Origin of the sequence: Sporomusa sphaeroides DSM 2875, from assembly GCF_001941975.2 — a bacterium.
Classification (GTDB): Bacteria; Bacillota; Negativicutes; order Sporomusales; family Sporomusaceae; genus Sporomusa; species Sporomusa sphaeroides.
Genome location: NZ_CP146991.1, coordinates 4,198,398 through 4,222,494 on the forward strand (window position 1 = coordinate 4,198,398; position 24,097 = coordinate 4,222,494).

Here is a 24,097-nt window from a genome sequence, read left to right on the forward strand (position 1 = left end):
CCCCATTATTTATCCTTAGTACGTGAAGCCACCGCCTGCCGCTGCAGGCGGTGGCTAATTACTATTGAAACGGCTCATAACGAATTTCCCAGGTTAATGTTCCCTTACGGCGCGAATCCTGAAAAATACGCCGTTCACGCATACTGTAGCCGGTTACGGAAATTTCCACAGCCCGCCGCTCAGGTGAAAACTGTTTATCCTTGGTACCAGGGTAAATGGTTTCAACCTCACCATTTTCCCAGACAATCCTGATACTTGATTTTTGGGCCTGCTCCCCTGTGGCCTGAAAATTGACAATCGATATATTTTGGGCAGCTTTTCCGGCAATGGCTTGACGCAGCTCCACCTTACCTTCAAAAGGCACCTCGGTTCCGCTAAGAATTAATAAGGGCGGCAAAGGTGTAATGTTAATTATATCAGCAGGAACAGTGGTGTCCGCTGATTTCTGCTCAGGAGGAGTACCCTTTTCCATCCCTGTAAAAACCAGATAACCAATCATGCCGGCCACCAGCATAGTCAGGGCGCCAGCCACAAAGCTTTTCCACGAAATTACCATAAATACCCCCAGTCCCTAAAAATAATAGTAGTGCCTATGTATAGTATAATACGCCGGGAAATGGCATTTGCAAAGTCCATGGAACAATTTTTCTGCATATTTTTTTTCGCGAATGCTTATATTAATCTCGCAATAGCAAGTCATCCTGCAGGTTTGACTAACCTCCTGCCAATCATCATAGCTGGCATTTACATACTCACTGCTTTTCGGCCCAAAACCGCCGCAACAGAATCAGGAAATGCGCGTACTGCATACATTTGCTTTCTCTCTGAATATTGTAAACAAATCAATATTTTCTAATATAATTTTCTGTCAGTTCTTGTAGTTTTTACGGAATGCTTGTCTATAATGAGAATTGAATTATGAAGCCTTAATGCCGGCTTATGATTCAAAAATTCAAAGAGTGGAGGTTACTTAATGGAATCTAAAATTGTAGCAGGCCTTTTAGTCTACAAACTCAACATGATTCAAACAGTTGCTTTAGCCCTCGTAATGTACTTTATCGGTAATTTCATCAGACATCGCGTGCCTCTGTTTATGCGTCTTAGCATACCAGGACCTGTTATCGGCGGTTTGATTTTCGCTGCACTGTCCACCTTCCTGCGTACCCAGGGGATCCTCGGGTTTGAACTGGATGGCACAATGCAAACAGCCCTTATGATTATGTTCTTTTGTACAATTGGTATGGGTGCCAGTTTAACACTGCTTAAAAAAGGCGGCATGCCTTTAATTATCTTTTTCCTGTTAGCGGTTGTACTGGCAGTAGCGCAAAACGTTCTCGGCATTGCGCTGGCCAAGCTTACCGGTATTGATCCTCTCTTAGGCATTATCAGTGGTGCAGTAACCCTGATGGGCGGATTGGGAACCGGCGGCGCCTTTGGACCGCTCTTTGAAGAGTGGGGTGTACAAGGTGCTACCACTGCTGCTATCGCCTGCGCAACCTTCGGTATGGTTGCCGGCAGCTTGATGGGCGGACCGTTCGGTGAATGGCTGATTAAAAAGAACAACATCCCTACACCTAAGCTGCATGGTGCTGCTACAGACGGAGACGACAGCCTGCTTGTGGAAGAAGAAGAAACCTTCAGCGGCGAAACCTTAATGCAAACTCTCGGCTGGATAGTCTTTGCCATGGGTATTGGCTCCATTATCAGCTTCTATCTGACAAAAGCCGGCATTACGCTGCCTGCCTATATCGGTGCCATGATTGCGGCTGCATTCGTCCGTAATATTGGTGATTTTTCCAAATCTTACAAAATCAACGGCCGTGCGCTTGAAGTTATTTCCGACATTTCACTGGCCGTCTATCTGACAATGGCAATCAATGGTCTTAAATTGTGGGAACTCGTTAACCTGGCACTTCCGCTGTTGACCATTTTGTTTGGTCAGATTATCCTGATGGCTATCTTCTGCTGGCTGGTAGTTTACTATGTCATGGGTCGCACTTACAGTGCCGTTCACCTGTCTGTCGGCATGGTTGGTTTCGGCATGGGCGCTACTCCCAATGCGTTGGTAAACATGGCTGCATTAACTGAAAAATACGGTCCTTCGCCCCGGGCGCTTATGATCGTATCCTTGGTAGGAGCCTTCTTGATCGACTTTGCCAATGCGCTGATTATCACCGGCATGGCCGGAATGTTCCGATAAGGAATAAAAAAGGAATGAAACCCCAAAGGGCAGAGTCATTAGACTCTGTCCTTTTTATTTACCCTGCATGCTGCCATAGTCCACTTTATACCAAAGGTTATCCACCAGCTGCCATTCTTGCTTGTGGCTGGTTTTGTTGGTGCCCAGTACGGGATGGGTTACTACCAGTTCGAGCGCGGCCCGGGCTTTGTCGCCATATAGCTCAACTTCGTGCACCGATATGTTGATCTGATAAACATAACCGGCATCACGCAGCTGCCGGTACTCGGGCAAACTGGGCTTGGGCACATCTCTAAAATACGATAATCGGTACATGGTATCGTAATCCCGCTCCACAAAAGCCCGGCGATACTCCTCTACCCGCTCCCTGAGTGCTTGACTGACGGCCAGATGCTGCTTAGACTCCAGCATAGTTTTATGGCTGAGTTGTGACTGTAAGTAGCTTGCTGTAGTTGTTTGCCCGGCACCGGCTAACAAAATAAGCACAATAATTCCGGCTACAGGCAGCACTGCCCGTAACTCCTGATAGGTTTCCCTAAGAATTTTCATACCACACCTCCACTATTGATTTATGTAGTGTCAAAGCTGGTTTTATAGAAGAAAATTCCCATAAAGATGGAATGTCAGTATTTACTGGTTTTTCCAACAGTTATCCAGAATAGAAGCTAATCTTTTTTGATTTTTCAAATTATTATAAAACAATTTTATTTCTTTTTTTGTCGTTTTTAGTAGTGCAAATAGTATTATAATAATAATGGTATAATTATAGGATTTTACATTTATATTATTCGGAGGTGTCAATTGTGGCAAATAATGCACCCATTGGAGTTTTTGACTCCGGCATTGGCGGACTTACGGTAGTAAAAGAAGTTATTAACTTAATGCCTAACGAAAACATTGTTTATTTCGGTGATACCGGCCGTACTCCCTACGGTCCCCGGCCGGTGGAACAAATCATCGAATTTACCAATCAAATTCTGGATTTTCTTAATGGCCAGGGCGTTAAAATGGCAATTATGGCATGTAATACGATAACCATGTGGACCCTGGAACAAGCCCTCAGCCGCTACGCTTTTCCCATCGTTGGCATGAATACCGGCGAACAATTGGCACTGGCGGCTACCAAAAGCAAGCATATCGGTATTGCCGCCACACAAGCTACCATTAACAGCGGCAAGCATGCCCAGCGGATTACAGCAGCAGATGCCAGCGCCAAGGTATTTCCCCAGGCCTGCCCGCCGCTTTGTCCCATGGTAGAAAGCGAGGTATTGGAGGGTGCGGAAGCCGAAGCAGCCTGCCGCGAATACTTACTGCCAATGAAAGAGGCAGGTGTGGATACAGTAGTCCTGGCCTGCACACACTATCCCTTCCTCTTAGCGCCCATCAGACACATCCTGGGACCTGAGGTTACCGTCATTGACCCGGCTAAACAAACAGCCCTTGATGCTCAACAGGTTCTGAAAAACCTGGATTTATTGGCAGATCCCAGCCAGCAGGCAGTACGCCGCTTCTGCTTCTCAGCCGATCCGGCAAGAGCCAAACGCCTGGCAGAACGCATTATCGACGCACCGCTGCATAATTTTGAACAGGTTAATATTCTGGAATAATCCCAAAAAGGCAAGCCCGAAAACAGGGCTTGCCTTTTTTTAACTGCCGGTTATGATTGTGACCAGTTCGGGGTTGACTTTCATGACGCCCCCCTGCACCATAAGCTGCTGCTCTCCCTCCCCGGTAAGCAGCCTGACCGGTCTGGACTCAAGCAGGGTAATGAGGGGAGCGTGTCCGGGGAGGACGCCCATTTCACCGGTAGTGGCCCTGGCAATGACCATGCGAACCTGACCTGCGAATAATTTGCCTTCAGGTGTGATAATTTCTACGCGCAGTGTCTTGTTCACTGCCCTTTCCCCCTCATGGCTGCTGCTTTTTCCGCCACTTCGTCAATGGTTCCGACCATATAAAAGGCATTCTCCGGCAGCTCGTCATAGTTGCCGCTTAATATTTCCCTGAAGCCCCGCACCGTTTCTTTCAGCGGCACGTATTTGCCGGCAGTACCGGTAAAGGCTTCGGCCACGAAAAACGGCTGGCTGAGAAAACGCTGAATTTTTCTGGCCCTGCCGACAACCACCTTATCTTCTTCCGATAATTCCTCCATCCCCAGGATGGCGATAATGTCTTGCAGTTCTTTATATCTTTGCAGAATTTCCTGAACGGCACGAGCGGTCTGATAATGTTCATCCCCGATAATAAACGGGTCAAGTATGCGGGAGGTGGAATCCAGTGGATCCACTGCCGGATAGATGCCCAGTTCGGCAATTTGCCTTGACAATACGGTGGTGGCGTCAAGATGGGCAAAGGTAGCCGCCGGCGCCGGGTCTGTCAGGTCATCGGCCGGCACATAGACGGCCTGCACCGAGGTTACCGAACCCTGCTTTGTCGAGGTTATCCGCTCCTGCAGGGTGCCGACATCAGTGCCAAGGGTAGGCTGGTAGCCTACTGCCGAAGGCATCCGCCCCAAAAGTGCCGAGACCTCAGAGCCGGCCTGAATGAAGCGGAATATATTATCAATGAATAAGAGCACATCCTGCCCGGCTACATCGCGAAAATACTCCGCCATAGTCAGGCCGGTCAGACCTACCCGCATCCTGGCTCCCGGCGGTTCATTCATCTGCCCGTACACCAGGGCCGTCTTGCTGATAACGCCTGACTCCATCATCTCCCGCCAAAGTTCATTGCCTTCGCGGGTCCGCTCTCCCACACCGGCAAAAACCGAGAAGCCCCCATGCTCGGTGGCAATATTGCGGATAAGTTCCATAATCAAAACCGTCTTGCCGACCCCGGCCCCGCCAAACAGGCCAATCTTGCCCCCGCGCGCATAGGGTGCAATCAAGTCAACCACTTTGATGCCGGTTTCCAGTATCTCGGTAGCTGTCTCCTGTTCGACAAACGCCGGTGCCGGACGGTGAATGGGCCAATATTCACTGGCCGTTACCGGTGCGGGATTGTTGTCCACCGTCTCGCCCAGCACGTTAAATATTCTGCCAAGCGTCCCTTCTCCCACAGGTATAGTAATGGGTGAACCGGTATCAACGGCCGTCATGCCGCGTACCAGCCCGTCGGTTGACGACATGGCCACACAGCGAACCATATTATCACCCAAATGCTGCATGACCTCTACCGTCAGATGAATATCATACCCGGCGGCTTTCCCGGTGACTGTTACTGCATTATTGACAGCCGGCAACTGCTCCTGCGGAAATTCAATATCGACTACAGGCCCAATTACCTGTTTTACCTGCCCGCTAGCCATGTACTCCCTCCTCTTACCGCAGCGCCTCCGAACCACCTACAATCTCCGATATCTCCCTGGTGATGTTGGCCTGACGGACTTTGTTGTACTCAAGCACCAGTTGACCTATGAGTTCCTGGGCATTGTCGGTAGCCAGGCTCATAGCATTTAACCGTGACGCCACTTCGCTGGCCGCCGCATGGATAAGCCCCCGGAAGATGGCAGCCTCCAGCCATTTGACGGCAACCTCTGCCAGCACACTGTCAAATGACGGCTCATAGATTTGTGATTGTTTCCGGCACGGTAAAGTTTCCGCTATGCGGATAGGCAGGAGGTGTTCCACCACCACCTGCTGGTTGCCTGACGAGCAAAACTTTGTATACACCAGGTACACCTTGTCATAGGTTCCGCTGCCAAACAACTCTGTAATAACTGCACCAATATCTACGGCGTGCTGATACCGGGGCTTTTCTGAAATACCGATATAGGACTTGTCAATCGCCACCTGGCGGCGTCCGAAATAATCCTTTACTTTCCGTCCCACAACCACCAGGCCCACACGGCTTTCGCCGCCAATTTGGCGCACTAGCGCTTTAACCAGGTTGCTGCCATAGGAGCCTGCCAGACCTTTATCGGCGCCAATTACCAGATACCCGGTACGCAGTACTTCCCGTTCGGCAAACAAGCCGCCCGGCAACTCTTCGCCGCTGGTTACCAGCGCGGCGATAGCTGTCTCCAGCTCCTGGCAATAGGGCAGGCTGTCCCTTACCCGCTCCTGCGCCTTGCGCAGGCGCACTGCGGCAACCATTTTCATGGCCTGGGTTATTTTCTGGATATTCTTAACTCCTTTGATGCGGCGGCGCAAATCTAATGCATTAGGCATAAGCTCACCTCGCCATAAAGGAGTCTTTAAACTGCTTGATGGTGGTTTTCAGGCGCTCCTCAATGGCCGGCTCCAGGCATTTCTTTTCTTTAATTCCGCCGCTAATCTCCGGATAGGCACGGATATACTGCAGAAATTCCTGCTCAAACTTACTCACCCGGGAAACAGGTACATCATCTAAGTGCCCATTGACACCAAGATAGACGGCGATGACCTGTTCCTCAATGGGCATAGGCTTATATTGCGGCTGCTTGAGCAGTTCGGTCATGCGTTTACCCCGTTCCAGCAAATCTTTCGTGCCTTTATCCAAATCAGAACCAAACTGGGCAAACGCCGCCAATTCACGGTACTGCGCCAAATCCAGACGCAAGCGCCCGGCCACTTGCTTGGTGGCCTTTACCTGGGCCGAGCCGCCTACCCGCGACACCGACAGCCCCACATTGATGGCCGGCCGCGTACCGGCGTAAAACAGCTCGCTTTCCAGAATAATCTGCCCATCGGTAATGGATATTACATTTGTCGGGATATAAGCCGCCACGTCGCCGGCCAGGGTTTCAATGACAGGCAGCGCGGTAAGCGAGCCCCCGCCCAGTTCTGATGATAATTTGGCCGCCCGCTCCAGCAGCCGGGAATGCAGATAAAAAACATCGCCCGGATAGGCTTCCCGCCCTGGCGGACGCCTGAGCAGCAAAGACATGGCCCGGTAGGCTGCCGCATGTTTGGATAAATCATCATAAACACAGAGTACGTGCCGCCCCTGGTGCATAAAGTGCTCGCCCATAGCTACACCGGTATAGGGTGCCAGATATTGCAGCGGCGCACTGTCAGAAGCCGTCGCCACCACTACGATGGTATGCTCCATCGCCCCATGCTCTTCCAGCGTCTTTACCACCCGGGCTACGGTAGAAGCTTTTTGCCCAATGGCGACATAGATACAAATGACATCCTCACCCTTTTGGTTCAGGATGGTATCAACAGCGATAGCCGTTTTCCCGGTACCCCGGTCACCAATGATCAGCTCCCTTTGCCCCCGCCCAATGGGCACCATACAATCAATGGCTTTAATTCCTGTCTGCAACGGCTCTTTGACCGGCTGCCTGTCGGCAATACCGGGAGCCCGCCACTCAATCGGCCTGGTCGAGTCAGTATCGATCACTCCCCGCCCGTCAATGGGGCGTCCCAGTGCATCGACAACCCTGCCGATAAGGGCTTCTCCCACCGGCACTTCCATAATCCTGTCGGTGCGCCGCACTCTGCAGCCTTCCTGTACACTAACCTCATCGCCTAACAGCACTGCGCCGACATTGTCCTCTTCCAGGTTTAACGCCATACCGTAAACGCCGTCACCAAATTCCAGGAGTTCTCCGGCCATAACCTTGTCCAAGCCATGCAACCGGGCAATACCGTCACCAACCTCAATTACCATCCCAATTTCATCCACATTGCTTTCAATCTGGTATTGCTTGATTTGCTCCTGAATGATTGCCGATATTTCCTCAGGCCGTATTTTCACAGTGAGTTAGTCACCTCACTTCCTCAAACTATTTGTTTAACATATGCCTTTTTAAATTCGCCAGTTTGGCTGCCACACTGTTATCAATACGTCTATCACCAATTTGAATGATTAGTCCGCCTAAAATCCGTTGATCCACTTGCAGATAGACTTCAATGTTTTTTCCTGTGACATGGGCCAGCTGTGTTGCCAGCTGCTCCTTATCCTGCTCGGCCAGCGGCATTGCCGTTATGATTTGCACTTCCAGGATATTGCTGGCCTGCTTCACCAGCAGCCGGTAAGACTTAATGATCTCCGGCAGCACCGCGGTGCGCCGCTTATCGATTATATGGCATAAGAAGTTTTGGACAAAGCCGGATACCGTGTCACCAAAAAGGCGCGCAACAGTCTCCTTTTTGTCAGCCGCCGGCACACCGGGATTGCTAAAGAAGCTGCGAACCTCCGCCTCGGCAAAGACCCCTTCCACTATGGTGAGCTCTGCCTCAACCTCATGAAGATTCTGCCACTCCCGGGCCAGCCGGAATATCGCCTGAGCATACCGCCTTGCTAACCGCAGCTTCATGCCAGTTCACCATACTTTTCTTTAGTAAAGTCCTTGATAAAGCTTTGCACCAGGCGGGTATTGGTTTCGGCATCCAGGTTTTTCTCGATAATTCTCTCCGCAGCGGCCACTGCCAGGCTGGCGACTTCAACCCGCAGCCGGTTCATCGCCTGCTGATAATCGCGCTCAATCTCCTCCTGCGTTTCTTTTAAGAGACGCGCGTGTTCTTCCCTGGCTTGCTGGAGCATGGCTTCTTTAGACCTTTCCCCCAGGGCAATAGCCTCATCAATGATGGCTCTGGCCTGAACGCGAGCTGCGGCAATCTGCTCCTGGCTCTCTTTTTTCATGGTATTTGCCAGGGTTCGCTCCTGTTCGGCCTCATCCAGGCTTCTGGCAATGCGGCTTTTTCGTTCTTCCAAAGCTGTCAGGATCGGCTTGTAGGCAAGTTTGGTTAAAATAGCCACAAGTATCAGAAAGTTGATAATCTGAGCCGCCAAAGTAGCATTCATTTCAATCAATTTATATCCCCCCTCCACCATGGGAGCCGGCATCTGGCTTACCTGTCAGACACCTCTTGCTGTTCACTTTTTAAAGCAGACTTGGCTTCAGATGGGGTATAACCCCACCTGAAGATTAGTCGCCTTATCTTAACCTGAGATTGAACTGTAGCCGCGCTCCTATCTCTTGGAATTAATGCTGCTTGCAGCAGCTAAGAGCAGGCTGGTTACTGGACAAAAGGATTGCTGAATACCAGTACAATGGCGATAACGGCTGCAATAATCGGAATAGATTCAATCAAACCAACGGAAATGAGCATAGTTACCATAATGGAGTTTTTGGCCTCCGGTTGACGGGCAATACTTTCAACGGCTTTAGCCGTCACATGGCCATCCCCCATTGCCGCTCCAAAGGCCGCCAAACCCACAACCAAAGCTGCGGCAATAACCGAAGCCGCAATGATAATTGCCTGTTCCACTTTCACCCCTCCTTTTCTTCGATATGATGTACTTCCAGGGAATTACTCAGATATGACATCGACAGCATAGTAAATATCAGTGCTTGAATGATACCGACAAAGACACTGAAAGCCAGCCATACTGTCGGTACAAAGTAAGGTACCAGAATACCCAGAATGATAATCAGGATTTCTCCTGCCAGAATGTTGCCAAAGAGACGGAATGAAAGCGTTACCGGTTTGGCCAGTTCTTCAATAATATTGATAGGCAAAAACAGAATATTAGGCTCAATAAAATGCTTAAAATGCGCCAGCGCTCCTTTGGTCTTGATGCCATAGCCATGAACAATGGCAACAATCATCAGCGCCAGACCCAGTGTGGTATTAATGTCATTGGTTGGCGAAGTAAAGCCCGGCACCAGACCCAGCCAATTGGAAATCAGCAAGAACAGGAATAAGGTAATAATCAGCGGTGCGACCTTGCGTCCATTATGGCCGATGGTCGACTCAATCTGTGTTAAGAGCCCTTCCAGCAGCAGCTCCACAAAGTTTTGCCAGCCTCCCGGCACCAGCGCCCAGTTCCTGCGAACCAGCAGCGAACCAACAACCAGAATCGCCATAGTCAGCCAGGTCATGTACAAGGTATCAAGATTGAACCCCAGACCGGCCAAAACTACCACATGGTGCCCACCTATCTCACCTCCGCCGTGCCCCATGTCCCCTCACCTCCTTACCTACATTTTTTGGTATCCCTAATCTGCCTGATAACCAGCTGCAGCCCACTGATGAACAGGAGTGCCGGCATAGTAAAGAATCCTGCAGTAAATGCCAAAGCATTGACTTTGAAGAAATGGGTAATAACAATAAGCACCAGCAAAACGGCTCCCAGCCGGATAATCCATCCCCCCCGGATATGTTCAATGGCTTGCTGCTTGGAAAACACCTGGACATTCTCAACCTGGCGATAAAGATACAAAAAATAAATTGAACCTGTCACTAAGCCAATAAGCAATCCGGTGGTTACCTGCACGGAAAAATACCTATAGGCAAGCAGGCAGCCTATGGTTCCCACGAAAGCAATTTGTGCCAACATGTTCCTGACCTTAAGCTCATAGTTCTTCATACATGTGGCCTTAGCCATCCCACCTTTTATTCACTTTTTCTCCTGGGGTAAGGACATTGGTACTGGCACCACTACCGTCTTACTCCATATATATGACTACTTGTCATATATATTCCTCGCTTTTCCTAATATTGGGAAACCATTCTCGTTATGTTGCGATTCTCCGATTAGCGGCAGAACAGCATCACAAAAGCGAGACTACACCTGACCGGGGTTTATCACCCACCACAAGTGTAGTCTCGCTTTTTAAAAAAAATGACAGAGGGTCAATAAAACGACCCTCTGTCATTCCCAATACCTGTCCGGTATTGGGAGGTTAATTAGCCTGGTTAAATGAATTGAGAAAGGTTACATACTGCTCTTTTGTTAACAGCGGCTTGTACTCCTGCAATATCTGCTCCGCCGCTTCGCCGTCACCGTACAATAGGTCAATAACCGTCATCGCCAGTGCCTGTGCAGACTTGATATAAGCCGCGTGAGAATCAGCCACAGAATAATCTTTACTGTGCAGCGCACCGGAAACACAACCAAGCCAAGGGTGAATCGTCGGCATGATGTGTGAAAGATCGCCTGTATCGGTACTGCCTGCCTCATGGGTTCCGGCACCCACCTGTGTCTGGCCGTATACAGCTTCCGCATTGGCTCTAAACACTTGATTAAGCTCCTGGTTATTATTCATCGGCAAGTAACCGGGCAAACTTTGAATAGACACTGCAGCGCCTACCGCATCGGCGCCGGCACGCAGCGCCCGGTCAATTTTTATGTTGCTGTCGCGCAGCGCCTCGATGCTGGCGGCACGAACATAACTCTCCATACGCACATCTTCAGGGATAACATTTACCAAATCGCCACCCTGGGTAATAATCGGATGAAACCGCACATAATCCTGCTCACGGAAGGTTTCCCGCTGTGCATGAACCCCCATGATACCCAGCATAGCTGCATTCAGGGCGTTAATTCCTTCCGCCGGGGCCATGGCGGCATGGGCGGCTTTGCCCTGATACTGAACCAATTTGCCAATAAAGCCGTTACTGGTACTGCCAAGCCGGACAAAGCTGTCGGCTTCCGTATTGGTAAGCAAATGAATTTGCATCGCCATATCAATATCATCAAAGGCTCCCCGGTAAATCAATTCCTGCTTGCCGCCAAGGTAGGCAATTTTTCCTTCTTCCCGCAGCTTGTTTCTGTACGTAATTTCAACATATTCCTCTGCCGGAACAGCGAACAGTACGACATCACCGGCCAGAAAATCCATCGCGCCGGTATCAAGCAGTGCCATACCTACAGCCATCAGCACTGCAATCTGAATGTTATGGCCACAGCAATGGGCAGCACCGGTTAAAGGGTCTGCCCCCGGATGCCCGGCACAAGTTACAGCGTCAAGTTCACCTAAGACGGCAACCGTGCGGTTAGACCTTTTGCCTTTCAGCCGTCCTTTCACGCCGGTAAGAGCCAACTCTTTTTCATAAGCTACGCCCAGGTTACGAAATATGTTTTCCACCTTGGCGGCAGTCTTAGTCTCTTTAAAACCTAACTCCGGCTCACGATAGATGGACTCTCCCAGTTCAATAATCTGCTCCTGTCTGACTTCAATTGCCTGACAAACCTTCTGTTTTAATTCCTCTTTCGTCATTGTCTACCTCCAGTACCCCTCTTGAGTTTCTTATGACTAAATCGCGCCTTCCCATTTCAGGACAAACTGGGCAATAATGGCGGCGAAAATAAACGTCCCGGTAATTACTGCCAGCGCTACTGGTACGATACGCCATGACAGCTTTTTAAACATCTCAATATCTTTCCCCACCGACAAACCGGCATAGGCCAAAACCGGCGTGGTAATGGCTAAAAACTGTACCTTTTTGGTGGTCTCAATAATCCAGGCACTGCCGGGAAAAGCCGGGAGAGAGAGAATAACGGCAACAAAGGATATCCAAAAAACCATAGGCAATTTATTAAGCACAGGTATTTGACTAAGAATCATGCCAACAAGGCCAATCGCGACAATAACAGCAATGCCCAGCAGCGAACTATACCAATCGACTTTATAACCGATCAGATTGGCAACCGCCACAAACAAGCCTGTGATTATCAGGACAATGGTCATATTCAGCAGCTTGCCCATTATATCCGCTCCTCTGCAATTTTTTTATTGCGCTGAAACTTGCTTAAGAAATTGTACAGCTTGTTCGCCAGCGGCAAAGAGAAAAAGAGACTTACATAAATGCCCAAAATCGTAGACATCAGGTTGGCAGCTCCCGCATAGGCCCGGATTTGTTGTTCCATGTCGGGATAGGCTGCAATAATGGAACCGACAGAGGCGGCCATCATACTGCCGCTGCCTACACCCGACCCCATGGCTAACGCATACGGATGGAACACACCCAATTTAGCCACAATACCGGTCAAAATCGCCAGCCACACGGCACCAAACAGCGTACCGCAGATATACATCGCCATTACGCCGCGGCCTTCCGGTGAATCAAGGCCATATTTCTCCGCAACGATGGCAATATTCGGTTCCCTGGCAACCGAATAGGTAGCGCCAACGGCTTCTCTGCCCATATTCAGCAATACGGCAATCGGCAGGCCTAAAAGCACTGTCCCGAAAAAATGCCCTATTTCCTGAAACAATAGCGCCCCTTTTGAATGAAATAAGAGGGAAAGATTAGGTCCTATATCCAGCCCGATTTTGACAATTAACAGCATCATGGCAACCGGCAATATTCCGGCAGCTGTTTCCATTTGCTTGGTGGACAGAATATTAAACCGGGGAAAGCTGACCACGCCGCCTAATACCATCGCATGCAACAAAGGCAATAAAATAATGAGACCATACTTTATCATCCCAATCTGCTCTGATATAACAACAATGATGAGCACTAACAGGTGAATTTTCCAATTGCGCAAAATGTCCATTACATCACTCCCCAATTATTACTGTAAAACCAGTTTCCATAACCAAATTTTCCATGCTTGTTGCAAACTCCCCCTCATTTTAGGAATATATACGGAATATTTCCTAAAATAATTATATAACAATCTGCTTAGAACTATCAAGTAATTTTGTTGGAACCAGATTATGTATATAAAGAAACTTATCCAACAAGCAAACAGCCTGCTTAACACACTATGGTTAAGCAGGCTGTTACCCTGACAGACAATATGACTTTTTTGCGAGCAGACTAGCTAGCAGCGGCTTGCATGCCCATCAAGCCTTTTAATGCTTGGACGCAGCCAGTTGATACAACTTGCTGGGCCGCCCCCTGCTTGCCGCAGACTCTTCGCCGGCCTGCTCGGCCAGGCCAGCCTCACACAGACTGGTTATAATCCGCCGCACATTCCTTTCGGTAACCGACAGCTGGGCAGCCAGCTGGGCAGCCGAAAAAGCCCCCCAGCCCATCCGGTGTATGATGTTCTCGATTTTGCGGTAGGTCTTGATTCCCACACCGGCCTGATTCAACTTCTTCAATAAAGCTGTATCGTTAGAATAAAAGTCATAACTCAATCCCTTGCCGCGCCCAACAACTTCGACTATTTTGCCATCATCCTGCACAATAATGATCCGGTTTTCCTTTTGTTCTCTGGTATTGCGCAGAGCCCGGTGGGCATTGATTTCAGCAGCAAAAACCGTTTGGCCGAAACCAATGCCGGCGGTGACGGGAACGTCAATATTTACTGCCAGTATTAATCGCTCAATTGTAGCTTGCAGCATGGTTATTTCCCGTTCCACAGCCCCGCGGGAACTAAAGATCTCATACACCCCTCTGCCTTTATCCAGGAGATAGCCGTCCAAACTCTTGCAAAGCGGCAGTAAAATCTCTTTAAGTCTCAACTCCAGCAGCTGCAAATCATAGGGCGTCCTGGCCTTCTCAATAATCTCGCCATAGCTGCCAACTTCAATAATGACCAGACCGACCTGGGTATTTTTGAAATAGGACGACTTTACCTTCTCGATGATAATTTTTAAGGATTGATAAATTTCCCGTTCAGTCAACGTAAAATGGTAAACAGGAATTCCTTCTTTTTGCAGCGCATTCATAACACTGCGCAAAGCAGTTATCACGCCATCAATTTTTCCTGCCCGCCATAGTTCAAGATGAAACCGGATGATCTCTTCCGGATTATACCGGCGGGTATAATACTTAATGTAAAAGTCGCTCCACGGTATCCCTGTCGCCTGCAATAGTTTCTCTATATCCACTTCCTCTTCAATGATATCAACAGAGATGCGCTGCAAAACCACCTTGTGGTCAAAGGCCATCTGCAGACAACACTGGTAAAACCCGCCGCCCATGGTCTGACAATAGGCCACAGTATCGGCTGCCTCCAGATAGTCCCCGGCAATAATATACGGAACCGGACCGGAAAAAAGCCAGCCTTTTACCTTGGCGCGATTGTTCTCTAAAATAGATTGGATCTCAGCTTCATCATCATAGGCAAAGGGAATACATTCAATTTCACGCTCAAATTCTTCGGCCACCCTGAGTATCCGCTCTACCGAGCGTTCAGGACCGACAACACCAATTCTGTGCATGCTCATTACTCCTTGTTTCGGGACAAGGGGACAGGTACCTTGTCCCACTCGCTGCTGCCAATTGTCCTTGGATCTATAGTACCCAATACAGGTTCAGGCTTGTTGACAGTATTTTGATAAGTATAGTATTTAAATATGCCGCGTCAAAATCCCTTTCTCTGCAGTCCTGTTGGCTTATTCTTTTTTCATAAGTCTCAAGCGATAAAAAAAACATGGTTTATATCGAGCCTTTGGCTTCGGAGAAGCGGAGGTTAAGCGCCAGCGGCGCAGCGTTATAGGATGATTGTCTGCGCCGGGCCTTGCGTTGGCGCGCAATATATTCCAGGGAATAAAAAAAGCCGCGAAATCGCGGCTTTTTAAAAGCAAACCACTGCCAAAGCCCCGGAAGCTATGTTGGCAGAACAATTAATCTTCCCGGATAGTTCCATCTGTGCCAATAATCACTACACGCCAAGGAATCATCTTGCCGCTGGCTACCAGGGCCTCTTTGACGGCATTGGCCAAACCGCTACAGCAAGGCACCTCCATCCGGATTACGGTAAGACTCTTGATTTCATGCAACTTGAGAATTTCCGTCAGTTTGGCGGCATAATCGGCCTTATCCAGCTTAGGACAGCCGATAAGCGTGATCTTGTTGCGCATGAACCCGGCATGCAGGTTGGCATGGGCATAGGCCGCGCAATCGGCTGCCACCAGTACATGCGCCTGATCAAAGAAGGGAGCGTTGACCGGTACCAGCTGCAATTGACAGGGCCATTGCCGCAATTCGGAACCGGCAACAACCGCTTCCTTAGGGCTAACAGCAGTATCTTTTTTGATTTCCTTGACTGTGTTCCCAGGACAGCCGCACGCCAGCGGCGGAGCACTTACCGGTGGCTTGCCACTTTCAATATGCGCTTGAACAGCAGCTTCGTCAAAGGCCTCGGCCTCCCGTTCGATTATGGCAATAGCATCTCTGGGGCAGTCCGGCAAACACGCCCCCAGGCCATCGCACAAATTATCTGACAGCAGCTTAGCCTTGCCATTAACCAATTGGAGAGCTGCCTCATGACATGCTCCGATACAAAGTCCGCAGCCATCACATTTTTCTTCATCTATTTTAACAATTTTCCGTATCACAGGTATTCCTCCCTTATTATTTATTATATACCCCGCCCCGGCGCCGCCGCATTTCCCCGGCCGGACAAGCGCGTTTCGGCAGGTTATCTTCCTGGCTATAGAATACAATAAACGGCAAGCCGTCGTCAGTGATTAAAATCACAGGAATTGTTTTTGCCGAACAAATGCAAAACAGACTGATGCCATGGTTTTAGCAATCAGTCTGTTTTACATTTCAGGCATATGTTAGTTGCTGCCTGCCGCTGCAAGCAGTTCGTTGTCAGTATCAGCCAACCAAATTCCCGGCCTCATCAAACTCCATTTCCATCAGTTCACCGCAAATTTCCATATCGGGATTGGCCTGCGCTTCAGCTAGCAGTGCTTCAGAGATAACTATCTCTCCTATGTGGAGTGTATCTTGAATTCTAACCAGCTTGACCTGGGACAGATCGGCGATATTGCAGGTTTTAATGGCAGCCATTATGGCTTCCCGGTCATCGGCCAGCATCATCGGCATGCGGGCAGGCCCCGGAGTTGTATTGGTAATCAAATTGGCATAGGTGTAATCAAAATCCACTTTATTAAACAATTTGCGGGTAGTATAATCGGCAACGCCAATGCCGCAGGCATTGCCATTAGTCTCTTTGCTCAAATCAAGCACTATCACTTTGTTGGCATCCAGACCGCCGCTGGCATAAGGCGTGGGAAAACGCCCGGTGATATTGGGGTCCATACCATCACCGGATATTTCCTTGCCTATTCGGTCTACAATCAGCACATCAACAGCATCAAACAGTATCCGCGGCATCTTGGCTTTGGCCTCAGGCAGCAATTGCTGGTCGACTTCCATGATTTTCTCTGCCGGAACAGCCACCAGGGTGGATATCCGGTCATAAGCGTTCTCAACGGTGGCGATGCCGAACAAAATCTTGCAGCACGCCAGTTTCACCTGAGCCATTTCAAAAACATGTTCAGCCATATGTTTGAAACTAAAGTGGTGACAGGTTTCCGCCCCTTTTTGTTTACCAAGGCCAATGCTGAGCATTTTCGCCAACCCGCTTTCGCAAGGTCCCCGGTAAGCCGTATGCGGCTTTACCCTGTTGATAATTACAATCCCGTCTGCTTCATAAGCCGCTTTATCCATATGCACAGCAAGCCCGTTTTTGATCTTGCCGACTTCCACCACTTCCATGGAGGAAACAATGGGACAGCCGGCACTCTCCTCGGTAACGCCAAGATTGGCCAGCACTTTGGCTTGCCCGGCAGCGGTAGCACCGCCATGGCTGCCCATGGCCGGGACGATGAAGGGTTCTCCGCCCCGCTGTTTAATTTCCTGCACTGTCAGCCGTACCAGTTCAGGAAGTCTGTCAAGTCCCCGGCTGCCAACCGCGACAGCAATGCTCATACCTGGCTTTATCCTGTCAGCGATATCCGGTTTGGCAAATTCCTGGCGCATGGCTGCCGGGATGTCGCTGATCTCCGTTACTTTGAACTTTTGCCGGACTTTGACTACCCGCGGCAGTGGTGTTCCTTTGAGCAATTCCTGTATGATCCCCATTTGCAATTCCTCCTTCTTCTATAGCACTACATGCTTGGACCTATTCGCATAATCGAGAAATCATTATGTCCCAAGACCTCGGCCTTAGTTATTTTTCCGGATGCCACCGCCAGCATTTCGGTAAATATCCGTTCTCCGACCTGCTGGACTGTTTCATCACCGGTTATTACGGTGCCGGCATTGATATCCATATTGTCGTTCATTTTTTGAAACAAGGCCGTATTGGTAGCTACCTTGATGGTAGGGGCAATCGGCGAGCCGGTGGGAGTACCGCGCCCGGTGGTGAAAACACAGATATGACAGCCGCCTGCCACCATGCCGGTCAATTGTTCAATATCATTGCCGGGAGTATCCATAAAGACCAGCCCTTTGGTTGTCACCTTTTCCGCCCAGCCGATGACGTCCTGCAACGGGCGCGTTCCACCCTTATATACACAGCCCAGCGATTTTTCTTCGATTGAGGACAGCCCGCCCTCAATATTGCCCGGAGTCGGATTGCTGCCCCGCATATCTACACCCATCTGCTTGGCAGACTCTTCGAAAGCCGCTATGGTTGCGTAGCACTTCTGTTTTACCGCCTCATTGACTGCCCGTTCAGCAATAATATGCTCGGCACCGATCAACTCCGCCGTCTCGGCAAGTATCGCCGTACCACCGGCGTCGATCAGCATATCACTGACCGCTCCCAGGGCCGGGTTGCCTGACAGGCCCGAACAGGCATCAGAACCGCCGCATTCGGTGCCGAGGATGAGTTCCGCTGCAGCAATAGGCTCGCGTTTCAGCATTGACGCCTCAATCATCATATTCTGAGCGGCAACGGCACCGGCTTGTATGGATTTATTGGAGCCGCCCTCATCTTGAATAATGATGGTATGCACCGGTTTGTACGGACATTGTTTTTTGATTTCAGCCGCAATATCCTGGGCCCGTATTACTTCGCAGCCCAAACCGACGACTACCACCCCGTAAACATTAGGATGAATGCCATGCCCGATAAAAGCGCGCGCCGTCTGCTCGGCATCGGCCCCCAGCTGTGAACAGCCATGTTGATGTTCCACCCAGACGGTGCCGCGGACATTGGCGGCAATTCCCCGCGCTACCTGGTTGGCGCAATTTACTGTCGGTAAAACAAATACATGATTGCGGATTCCCACCGTTCCGTCCGGACGACGATAGCCCATAAAGTTCATCATTTACCACTCCTATGCTGCATTTTTATTTACCCGCCAGGTCGCCGCGCCCGCGGCAGCCGACTAAATTATGAACATGGGTATGCTGTCCGGCCATAATATCGGTAGTTGCTATCCCAATAACTTCACCATATTTAATAATTCTTTCGTCCTTGGAAATATCCCGGATGGCAACTTTATGCCCAAAAGGAATGCGATTGGTTACCTGCAGGCGTACTGTTTCACCATTAGCCTGGATCGCAATATCCGAACCGGCTTCAATATCCTCGGTCACGGTTGCAACATTGTCTTTGGCTTTCATCACAATGGCTTTGAATTTATTCACACGTTTTCCTCCAAGCCTCATTTACTCACTTACTGCCGGACAACTACGTCCGCCACAGCTCCCGGCCTGATGAGCGGGAATGTCGGCGGCTTGCCTGTAAATGGGCAGCTTGTCCGGAAGCCAGCTCTGAATTATTAATATTAGCAATTTTCATGCCAAGCTAAGTCCTGGAGTTGTGTGTGGTAACATACCTGGCTTTTACCGGCCTGTCCCTGCCGAAACAGGGTACTGCAAAACCTATAAAGCTTTACTTTCGGGAAACACAACGTTTCAGTCGCAACATTATGTTTCCCGAATTTGTTTCATTACGGTTTTTGCCGTTGCCGCAGCTTTCGCCACAGTGTAGTGCGGCTAATTCCCAGCCTTTTAGCGGCTTGCGTATAATTATATTTTTCCTCAAACAAGATTTGCTCCAGTTTATGCCGTTCTGTCATATCCGGTCCCGTATGGCCAGCAATGTCGTCATGGAGTATGTGCCCGGAGGCAGACAGTTCTTCCCGTACCATCCGTTCCTCAATAAACGGGCCCGGAGCAAGCAGTTTTATCCTTTCAATCACGTTTTCCAATTCGCGGATATTTCCCCGCCAAAATTGCTTTTGCAAAAATTTCACTGCCTCTGCGGTAATCCCCACAATATGACTGTGCGGGGATTTCTCTAAAAAGCGGTTTACCAGTTCCGGAATATCCTCAACCCGTTCTCTAAGCGGCGGAATATGCAAGCGAAGAACATCCAGACGGTAATACAAATCAGCCCGGAATTTCCTTCCATCAACTAAGTGCATCATATCCTGATTAGTCGCCGCCAAAATGCGTACATTTACCGGAATGACACTATCGGCTCCCAGCCGCATCACTTCTTTTTCCTGTAAAACACGCAGCAGTCTTGCCTGGACCGATAGCGGCATATCGCCAATCTCGTCCAAAAAAATAGTTCCATTGTGCGCAAGCTCGAATAATCCGGATTTTCCACCTTTCTTCGCACCGGTAAAAGCGCCTTCCTCATAGCCGAAGAGTTCACTTTCCAGTAAAGACTCCGGCAGCGCCGCACAGTTAATTGCCACAAAGGGTCCCTTTTGCCGCAGACTCAGGTTATGAATACTCTGGGCAACCCACTCTTTACCGGTTCCCGATTCACCGGTTATCAGCACAGTAGCGTCATTGGCGGCATATTGCCGCACCCGCTCCTTAATCACTTTCATTTGCCCGGAAGCAGCGCTTAATTGTTCCAGGTGAACTTTGGCTACAAGACCTTTTTTATTCAGCTTTTGCCGTACAAGCTGTTCAAAATTCTGCAATTGTGTAACATCCTGCACATTAGCGATTGCACCGACAATATCTTCACCCAGTTTAATCGGAATTCGCCTGATCGCAAATACCCGGTTATTTACCCGCCGTACACTTTCCCGTTCGCCGGTATCGCCTGTCAGGCACCCCCGCAAGCCATCGTCCGGAATCATGTCCCCGATTTTCCTGCCAATAACCTCAGAGCCTGACAGCTGGTATATCCGTTCTATGGCCGGGTTAAAAATAGTAATCTGTTCATTTTTGTCAATGGCGATGATTCCGTCAGCCGACGTATCAATAATAGTCCGGAATAGTTCTGCCTTTTCCCGTTCGCGCCGACGCACATCGGCGAGATTGCCTGCCTCAATGATGGCTTTGCGCACAGATTCTACCGAAGATTCGATAAGCCCAACCTTTAGTCCGCGTGGCGTAAGCAGCTTAACCGCGGAAGCATCTCCCAGAAGTGTGCCGATACCCTGGCGGCCAGCCTTCTCCAGCACTTCTTCCTCAATCCGCAGCTCGTTGTCTATAAAAATCTCCTGAATGGGTATACCCAGCAAATCGCCCAGCTTTTCACACTCAAACAAAAAACGCCGCATAAATATTACGCCCACCGTACCGGAAACATGACCCATACTTTTTAAAGCCCTGAGAATATCAAAAGCGGTAACCTGAATCTCGACTACCGGCACATCCACATGCTTGGCAATCAAAGTCGCCGTGCCTCCACGGCTGATGATAACAGCTGTACCCCTTTTTACCGCCTGGCAGGCTTGCTCCAAACCGGCTTCCAACAGACCTGGCAGTACTTCTATCTCGCCCGGCCAATGCAAGTCGTTTTGGGCCAGCACTTCCCGGGCGGCATCCATAATGTTATCCATCGGAGCAATAATAGTAATCTTCATAAATCCTACCTCTTTTGCACAGGTACCGGCTCACAAGCTGTCAGGTTCCGGTTCTCAGTGACAACCGGAACAGCAGCCGCCGCATTGCCCCCGGCTAATAGCCGCATCGCAGCCGCCTGTTGCTGTTTTGGACATTTGTGCCGGAGCCGTTACCGACAGCATCTTGGTTAAAGCATCTTCACCGCAGTCAGGACAGAGGACACCGGGTTTATCTGTACCCATTTTTTGTAATAATTCAACTGTCCTGCCACAGGTTTTACATGAATATTCGTATATTGGCATGCAAATCCGCTCCCTTCAACATCCGTAATATTACCTTTATGGTTATTATGACTATTTCTTTTGTTGACGGCAAGTTTCCTGCTAAAAAAAAACCTGCAACCAGGGTCTGGTTGCAGGTCCGGAATTTGCTATCCTTTTTTCCGCCAAACTATTATTTCTTCACAGTAGCCTTCCACAACCCGTGCAGATTACAGTAGGCATATACATCGACTTCCGTCTCTTTACAGGCACAAAAAGCAGCTTCTGCCGCTTGCCCGGCTTCAAAATGCACGCGCTGCACCCGGTTGCCGGCAACAACGGCCACCCATTGAATATAATGCTCCGGGGTCATCGGATGCGCTGCACTGCCAACCTTAACAACAACTTCTCCGGTTTCAGCAAATTCAGCCACCGGCAGATGTTTTTCCGTGGACGCCTCCACCGTATTAGGCTCCAAAAGCTCCATGGCCTTGCCACAGCAAACTACCTGAGCATCGGCTTTGGAGCAAGTCAGCGCATAGGAGCTGCCGCTGCATTTGAGCTGCGCTTTGCCCATTTCAACCACTTCCAGCATGTAGCCACAATCAGAGCATCTGTAAACACCTAAATTTTTTGCCATACGTAAATTCCTCCTCTTTTAAGATAAGACGTATTTCATACTACATATACCATTCTAATGTTTCTTCTTACTATTGTAAAGATTATCCTTAAGTAGTTTCTAGCTTCATTCTGTAATTTCCTTCCTTTTTTGTTGCTCCTGATTAAATTTTCTAAATTATTTATATATTTCAGCAAAAAACTACCAAACTATCAAGCCAGCAAATAATTGTCAAATAGAAAAAACCTCCTGCGATAGCAAGAGGTTTTTCGCGGTGTACTTATATTTTGATATCAATAATGGCCGATACTCCGACTCCCTGTACCCGGCTAAACTTGGTGGGATTGGTGCTGTCGCCGGGGATCAAGGCTTTAACCCTGAACTGGTTGCCGTTAAAGTTGCCTTCTACCTGCATTACGGCTTTGGTTCTATCAACCAACTCCTGAGAACCGGTAATCTGGGCGGCTCCTATGTAACCATGGTTGCCAACAGATATAATGGGAACTACCTTAGTGGCAAATTCTGTGCCTGCATTATGTTTAAAGGTTAATTTGTTGATGAAATCGTTAAGTGGCGACGAGAATTTATCTATAAGAATACCTATGCCGCCGACTTTTAAAACATCTCCCAAACTAAAAGCTTGCGATGCGGGTATAGCGGTAACAGATAGCAGGCAAACAAGCAACAGACCGATAATAACTTGTTTCTTCATGTAAATTTCCTCCATGTTAAATTAGTATTTCTACTTTAGCTAATTATACACAGCCATTGACTGATTAGTCAAATCTTATTGAAACTGAAATAAGCTTTTGGGCAAGATTTTGTCCATTTATATCTGTTTTTAATAGAATAGCTGCGTTTTTAGCCATATCGTTAAGCATTAACCTTTGTCAATATCTGAAAAAACCGACTCAATCAGCCGTCCGGCAATCGTATTATTTTTAGGCCGCGGCGGCAGATTGTCACGGCCGTACCAACCGGCGGCGTCAATCTCTTCTCCGTCGACAATAATTTCTCCGCTATCATATTCGGCAGTAAAACCCACCATTAATGAGTCGGGAAAGGGCCAAGGCTGACTGCCAAAATACCTTACATTCTTAACTTTGATACCAACCTCTTCCATTATCTCTCTCATTACACAAGCTTCGAAGGTCTCTCCCGGTTCCACAAAGCCTGCAAGCACACTGTACCATTTGGGTCTGAAATTCTTATTATGGGCCAGCAAAATCTGATCACCGCGCACAACTGCCACAATTACGGCAGGCGAAATCCGGGGATAATATACGGCACCACAACCAGGACACAGTTTGGCCAGCTCGGTTTGTTTCCATTCTGTCATGGCTGCACATCGGCCGCAAAACTTACTCATCCGGTTCCAGTTAACGATTTGGAAGGCTCTGCCTGCCAGCAGAAAAACTTCTTCCTCCAACAGCCCCAGCAATGAGCGTAAGTCCTGGAAAGCCATACCCGGCGGAGCAGCCGCCGCTCCAGCCACTTCCATACAATAACACGGATATCCATCCAGCTTACCGAGATATTGCTTGCTCAAAAATTCCATTTCCACTGCGTTAAAATCTTCAGCGGCAGGGATGCCCGGGTGTTCCGAATTGAGTTTAACCAGCATTTGCGCATCGTTAAAAATAAACAGCTGTGCCACTTCACCCTCATCACCATCAGGAAGATTAGCCGGCACATATCTGTCATACAGATTACTATCAGTCATAGGCAGTCACCTCTTTCTGTTATAGTATCTCTTCGTTGAAAATCTGATTTTCCCTTTACTGCTGCAGCCGGTGATGCTATGAAGTGCAGCGCCGAAAATTTTTGTTCTTATGCATGATAA

26 protein-coding genes are annotated in these 24,097 nt (G+C 49.1%); 2 read left to right on the forward strand and 24 right to left on the reverse strand.

Annotated features, from left to right (window positions below):
* Positions 1–61 precede the first annotated feature (61 nt).
* Positions 62–556: a hypothetical protein gene (locus SPSPH_RS19340; RefSeq protein WP_233139193.1), complete on the reverse strand. Its 495-nt coding sequence runs from the start codon at positions 554–556 to the stop codon at positions 62–64.
* A 417-nt stretch (positions 557–973) separates the two neighbouring features.
* On the opposite strand from SPSPH_RS19340, the gene gltS reads away from it, so the two are divergent.
* The gene (gltS, locus tag SPSPH_RS19345; protein WP_075757721.1) at positions 974–2,200 is read left to right on the forward strand and encodes a sodium/glutamate symporter; all 1,227 of its coding nucleotides are present in this window, start codon (positions 974–976) and stop codon (positions 2,198–2,200) included.
* A 54-nt stretch (positions 2,201–2,254) separates the two neighbouring features.
* On the opposite strand, the gene SPSPH_RS19350 is transcribed toward gltS, so the two are convergent.
* Positions 2,255–2,749: a hypothetical protein gene (locus SPSPH_RS19350; protein ID WP_075757720.1), complete on the reverse strand. Its 495-nt coding sequence runs from the start codon at positions 2,747–2,749 to the stop codon at positions 2,255–2,257.
* 254 nt (positions 2,750–3,003) lie between these two features.
* Here SPSPH_RS19350 and murI point away from each other — a divergent pair, with 254 nt between their 5' ends.
* A complete protein-coding gene (gene murI, locus SPSPH_RS19355; RefSeq protein ID WP_075757719.1) occupies positions 3,004–3,807 on the forward strand; it encodes a glutamate racemase in 804 nt (267 codons plus the stop codon).
* Between the two features lie 39 nt (positions 3,808–3,846).
* On the opposite strand, the gene atpC is transcribed toward murI, so the two are convergent.
* From atpC to nudC, 22 genes are all read right to left on the reverse strand, one after another.
* Positions 3,847–4,095 (reverse strand): ATP synthase F1 subunit epsilon, encoded by a 249-nt coding sequence (gene atpC, locus SPSPH_RS19360; protein ID WP_075757718.1) that lies wholly within the window; start codon positions 4,093–4,095, stop codon positions 3,847–3,849.
* Positions 4,092–5,507, reverse strand: a complete 1,416-nt coding sequence (gene atpD, locus SPSPH_RS19365; protein WP_075757717.1) for a F0F1 ATP synthase subunit beta — start codon at positions 5,505–5,507, stop codon at positions 4,092–4,094. Before atpD ends, atpC begins: the two co-directional genes overlap by 4 nt.
* Positions 5,508–5,520: 13 nt before the next feature.
* Complete coding sequence (gene atpG / locus SPSPH_RS19370) at positions 5,521–6,369, reverse strand: ATP synthase F1 subunit gamma (RefSeq protein WP_075757716.1); 849 nt, start codon at positions 6,367–6,369, stop codon at positions 5,521–5,523.
* 4 nt (positions 6,370–6,373) lie between these two features.
* The gene (atpA, locus tag SPSPH_RS19375; protein ID WP_075757715.1) at positions 6,374–7,882 is read right to left on the reverse strand and encodes a F0F1 ATP synthase subunit alpha; all 1,509 of its coding nucleotides are present in this window, start codon (positions 7,880–7,882) and stop codon (positions 6,374–6,376) included.
* A 28-nt stretch (positions 7,883–7,910) separates the two neighbouring features.
* Positions 7,911–8,444 carry an ATP synthase F1 subunit delta gene (gene atpH, locus SPSPH_RS19380; RefSeq protein WP_075757714.1) on the reverse strand — a complete coding sequence of 178 codons (534 nt, stop codon included), beginning with the start codon at positions 8,442–8,444 and terminating at the stop codon, positions 7,911–7,913.
* Positions 8,441–8,932: a F0F1 ATP synthase subunit B gene (atpF, locus tag SPSPH_RS19385; protein ID WP_223226185.1), complete on the reverse strand. Its 492-nt coding sequence runs from the start codon at positions 8,930–8,932 to the stop codon at positions 8,441–8,443. The genes atpH and atpF overlap by 4 nt, the downstream gene beginning before the upstream one ends.
* A gap of 215 nt (positions 8,933–9,147) precedes the next feature.
* Positions 9,148–9,399, reverse strand: a complete 252-nt coding sequence (gene atpE, locus SPSPH_RS19390; protein ID WP_075757712.1) for a F0F1 ATP synthase subunit C — start codon at positions 9,397–9,399, stop codon at positions 9,148–9,150.
* A gap of 2 nt (positions 9,400–9,401) precedes the next feature.
* On the reverse strand, positions 9,402–10,094 hold the full coding sequence (gene atpB / locus SPSPH_RS19395) for a F0F1 ATP synthase subunit A (RefSeq protein ID WP_075757711.1): 693 nt from the start codon (positions 10,092–10,094) through the stop codon (positions 9,402–9,404).
* A 14-nt stretch (positions 10,095–10,108) separates the two neighbouring features.
* Complete coding sequence (locus SPSPH_RS19400) at positions 10,109–10,519, reverse strand: ATP synthase subunit I (protein WP_075757710.1); 411 nt, start codon at positions 10,517–10,519, stop codon at positions 10,109–10,111.
* Positions 10,520–10,817: 298 nt separating this feature from the next.
* Complete coding sequence (locus tag SPSPH_RS19405) at positions 10,818–12,134, reverse strand: amidohydrolase (protein ID WP_075757709.1); 1,317 nt, start codon at positions 12,132–12,134, stop codon at positions 10,818–10,820.
* A 36-nt stretch (positions 12,135–12,170) separates the two neighbouring features.
* Positions 12,171–12,623 (reverse strand): hypothetical protein, encoded by a 453-nt coding sequence (locus tag SPSPH_RS19410; RefSeq protein ID WP_075757708.1) that lies wholly within the window; start codon positions 12,621–12,623, stop codon positions 12,171–12,173.
* Complete coding sequence (locus SPSPH_RS19415) at positions 12,623–13,417, reverse strand: DUF3100 domain-containing protein (protein WP_075757707.1); 795 nt, start codon at positions 13,415–13,417, stop codon at positions 12,623–12,625. The genes SPSPH_RS19410 and SPSPH_RS19415 overlap by 1 nt, the downstream gene beginning before the upstream one ends.
* A 301-nt stretch (positions 13,418–13,718) precedes the next feature.
* The gene (locus tag SPSPH_RS19420) at positions 13,719–15,035 is read right to left on the reverse strand and encodes a hypothetical protein (RefSeq protein ID WP_075757706.1); all 1,317 of its coding nucleotides are present in this window, start codon (positions 15,033–15,035) and stop codon (positions 13,719–13,721) included.
* A gap of 405 nt (positions 15,036–15,440) precedes the next feature.
* Positions 15,441–16,154 (reverse strand): ATP-binding protein, encoded by a 714-nt coding sequence (locus SPSPH_RS19425; protein ID WP_075757705.1) that lies wholly within the window; start codon positions 16,152–16,154, stop codon positions 15,441–15,443.
* A gap of 265 nt (positions 16,155–16,419) precedes the next feature.
* Positions 16,420–17,691 (reverse strand): lactate racemase domain-containing protein, encoded by a 1,272-nt coding sequence (locus SPSPH_RS19430; protein WP_075757704.1) that lies wholly within the window; start codon positions 17,689–17,691, stop codon positions 16,420–16,422.
* A 26-nt stretch (positions 17,692–17,717) separates the two neighbouring features.
* Entirely contained in the window at positions 17,718–18,884 is a 1,167-nt protein-coding gene (locus SPSPH_RS19435) for a UxaA family hydrolase (RefSeq protein WP_075757703.1), read from the reverse strand.
* Between the two features lie 22 nt (positions 18,885–18,906).
* The gene (locus SPSPH_RS19440; protein WP_083945709.1) at positions 18,907–19,206 is read right to left on the reverse strand and encodes a UxaA family hydrolase; all 300 of its coding nucleotides are present in this window, start codon (positions 19,204–19,206) and stop codon (positions 18,907–18,909) included.
* Between the two features lie 305 nt (positions 19,207–19,511).
* Entirely contained in the window at positions 19,512–21,395 is a 1,884-nt protein-coding gene (locus SPSPH_RS19445; RefSeq protein ID WP_075757701.1) for a sigma 54-interacting transcriptional regulator, read from the reverse strand.
* A gap of 54 nt (positions 21,396–21,449) precedes the next feature.
* Positions 21,450–21,677, reverse strand: coding sequence for an FmdB family zinc ribbon protein (locus SPSPH_RS19450; protein ID WP_075757700.1), 228 nt, complete (start codon positions 21,675–21,677; stop codon positions 21,450–21,452).
* Between the two features lie 151 nt (positions 21,678–21,828).
* Positions 21,829–22,275 carry a desulfoferrodoxin family protein gene (locus SPSPH_RS19455; protein ID WP_075757699.1) on the reverse strand — a complete coding sequence of 149 codons (447 nt, stop codon included), beginning with the start codon at positions 22,273–22,275 and terminating at the stop codon, positions 21,829–21,831.
* Positions 22,276–22,534: 259 nt separating this feature from the next.
* Entirely contained in the window at positions 22,535–22,966 is a 432-nt protein-coding gene (locus SPSPH_RS19460; RefSeq protein ID WP_075757698.1) for a hypothetical protein, read from the reverse strand.
* A gap of 168 nt (positions 22,967–23,134) precedes the next feature.
* A complete protein-coding gene (gene nudC, locus SPSPH_RS19465) occupies positions 23,135–23,977 on the reverse strand; it encodes an NAD(+) diphosphatase (protein ID WP_075757697.1) in 843 nt (280 codons plus the stop codon).
* Between the last annotated feature and the right edge of the window lie 120 nt (positions 23,978–24,097).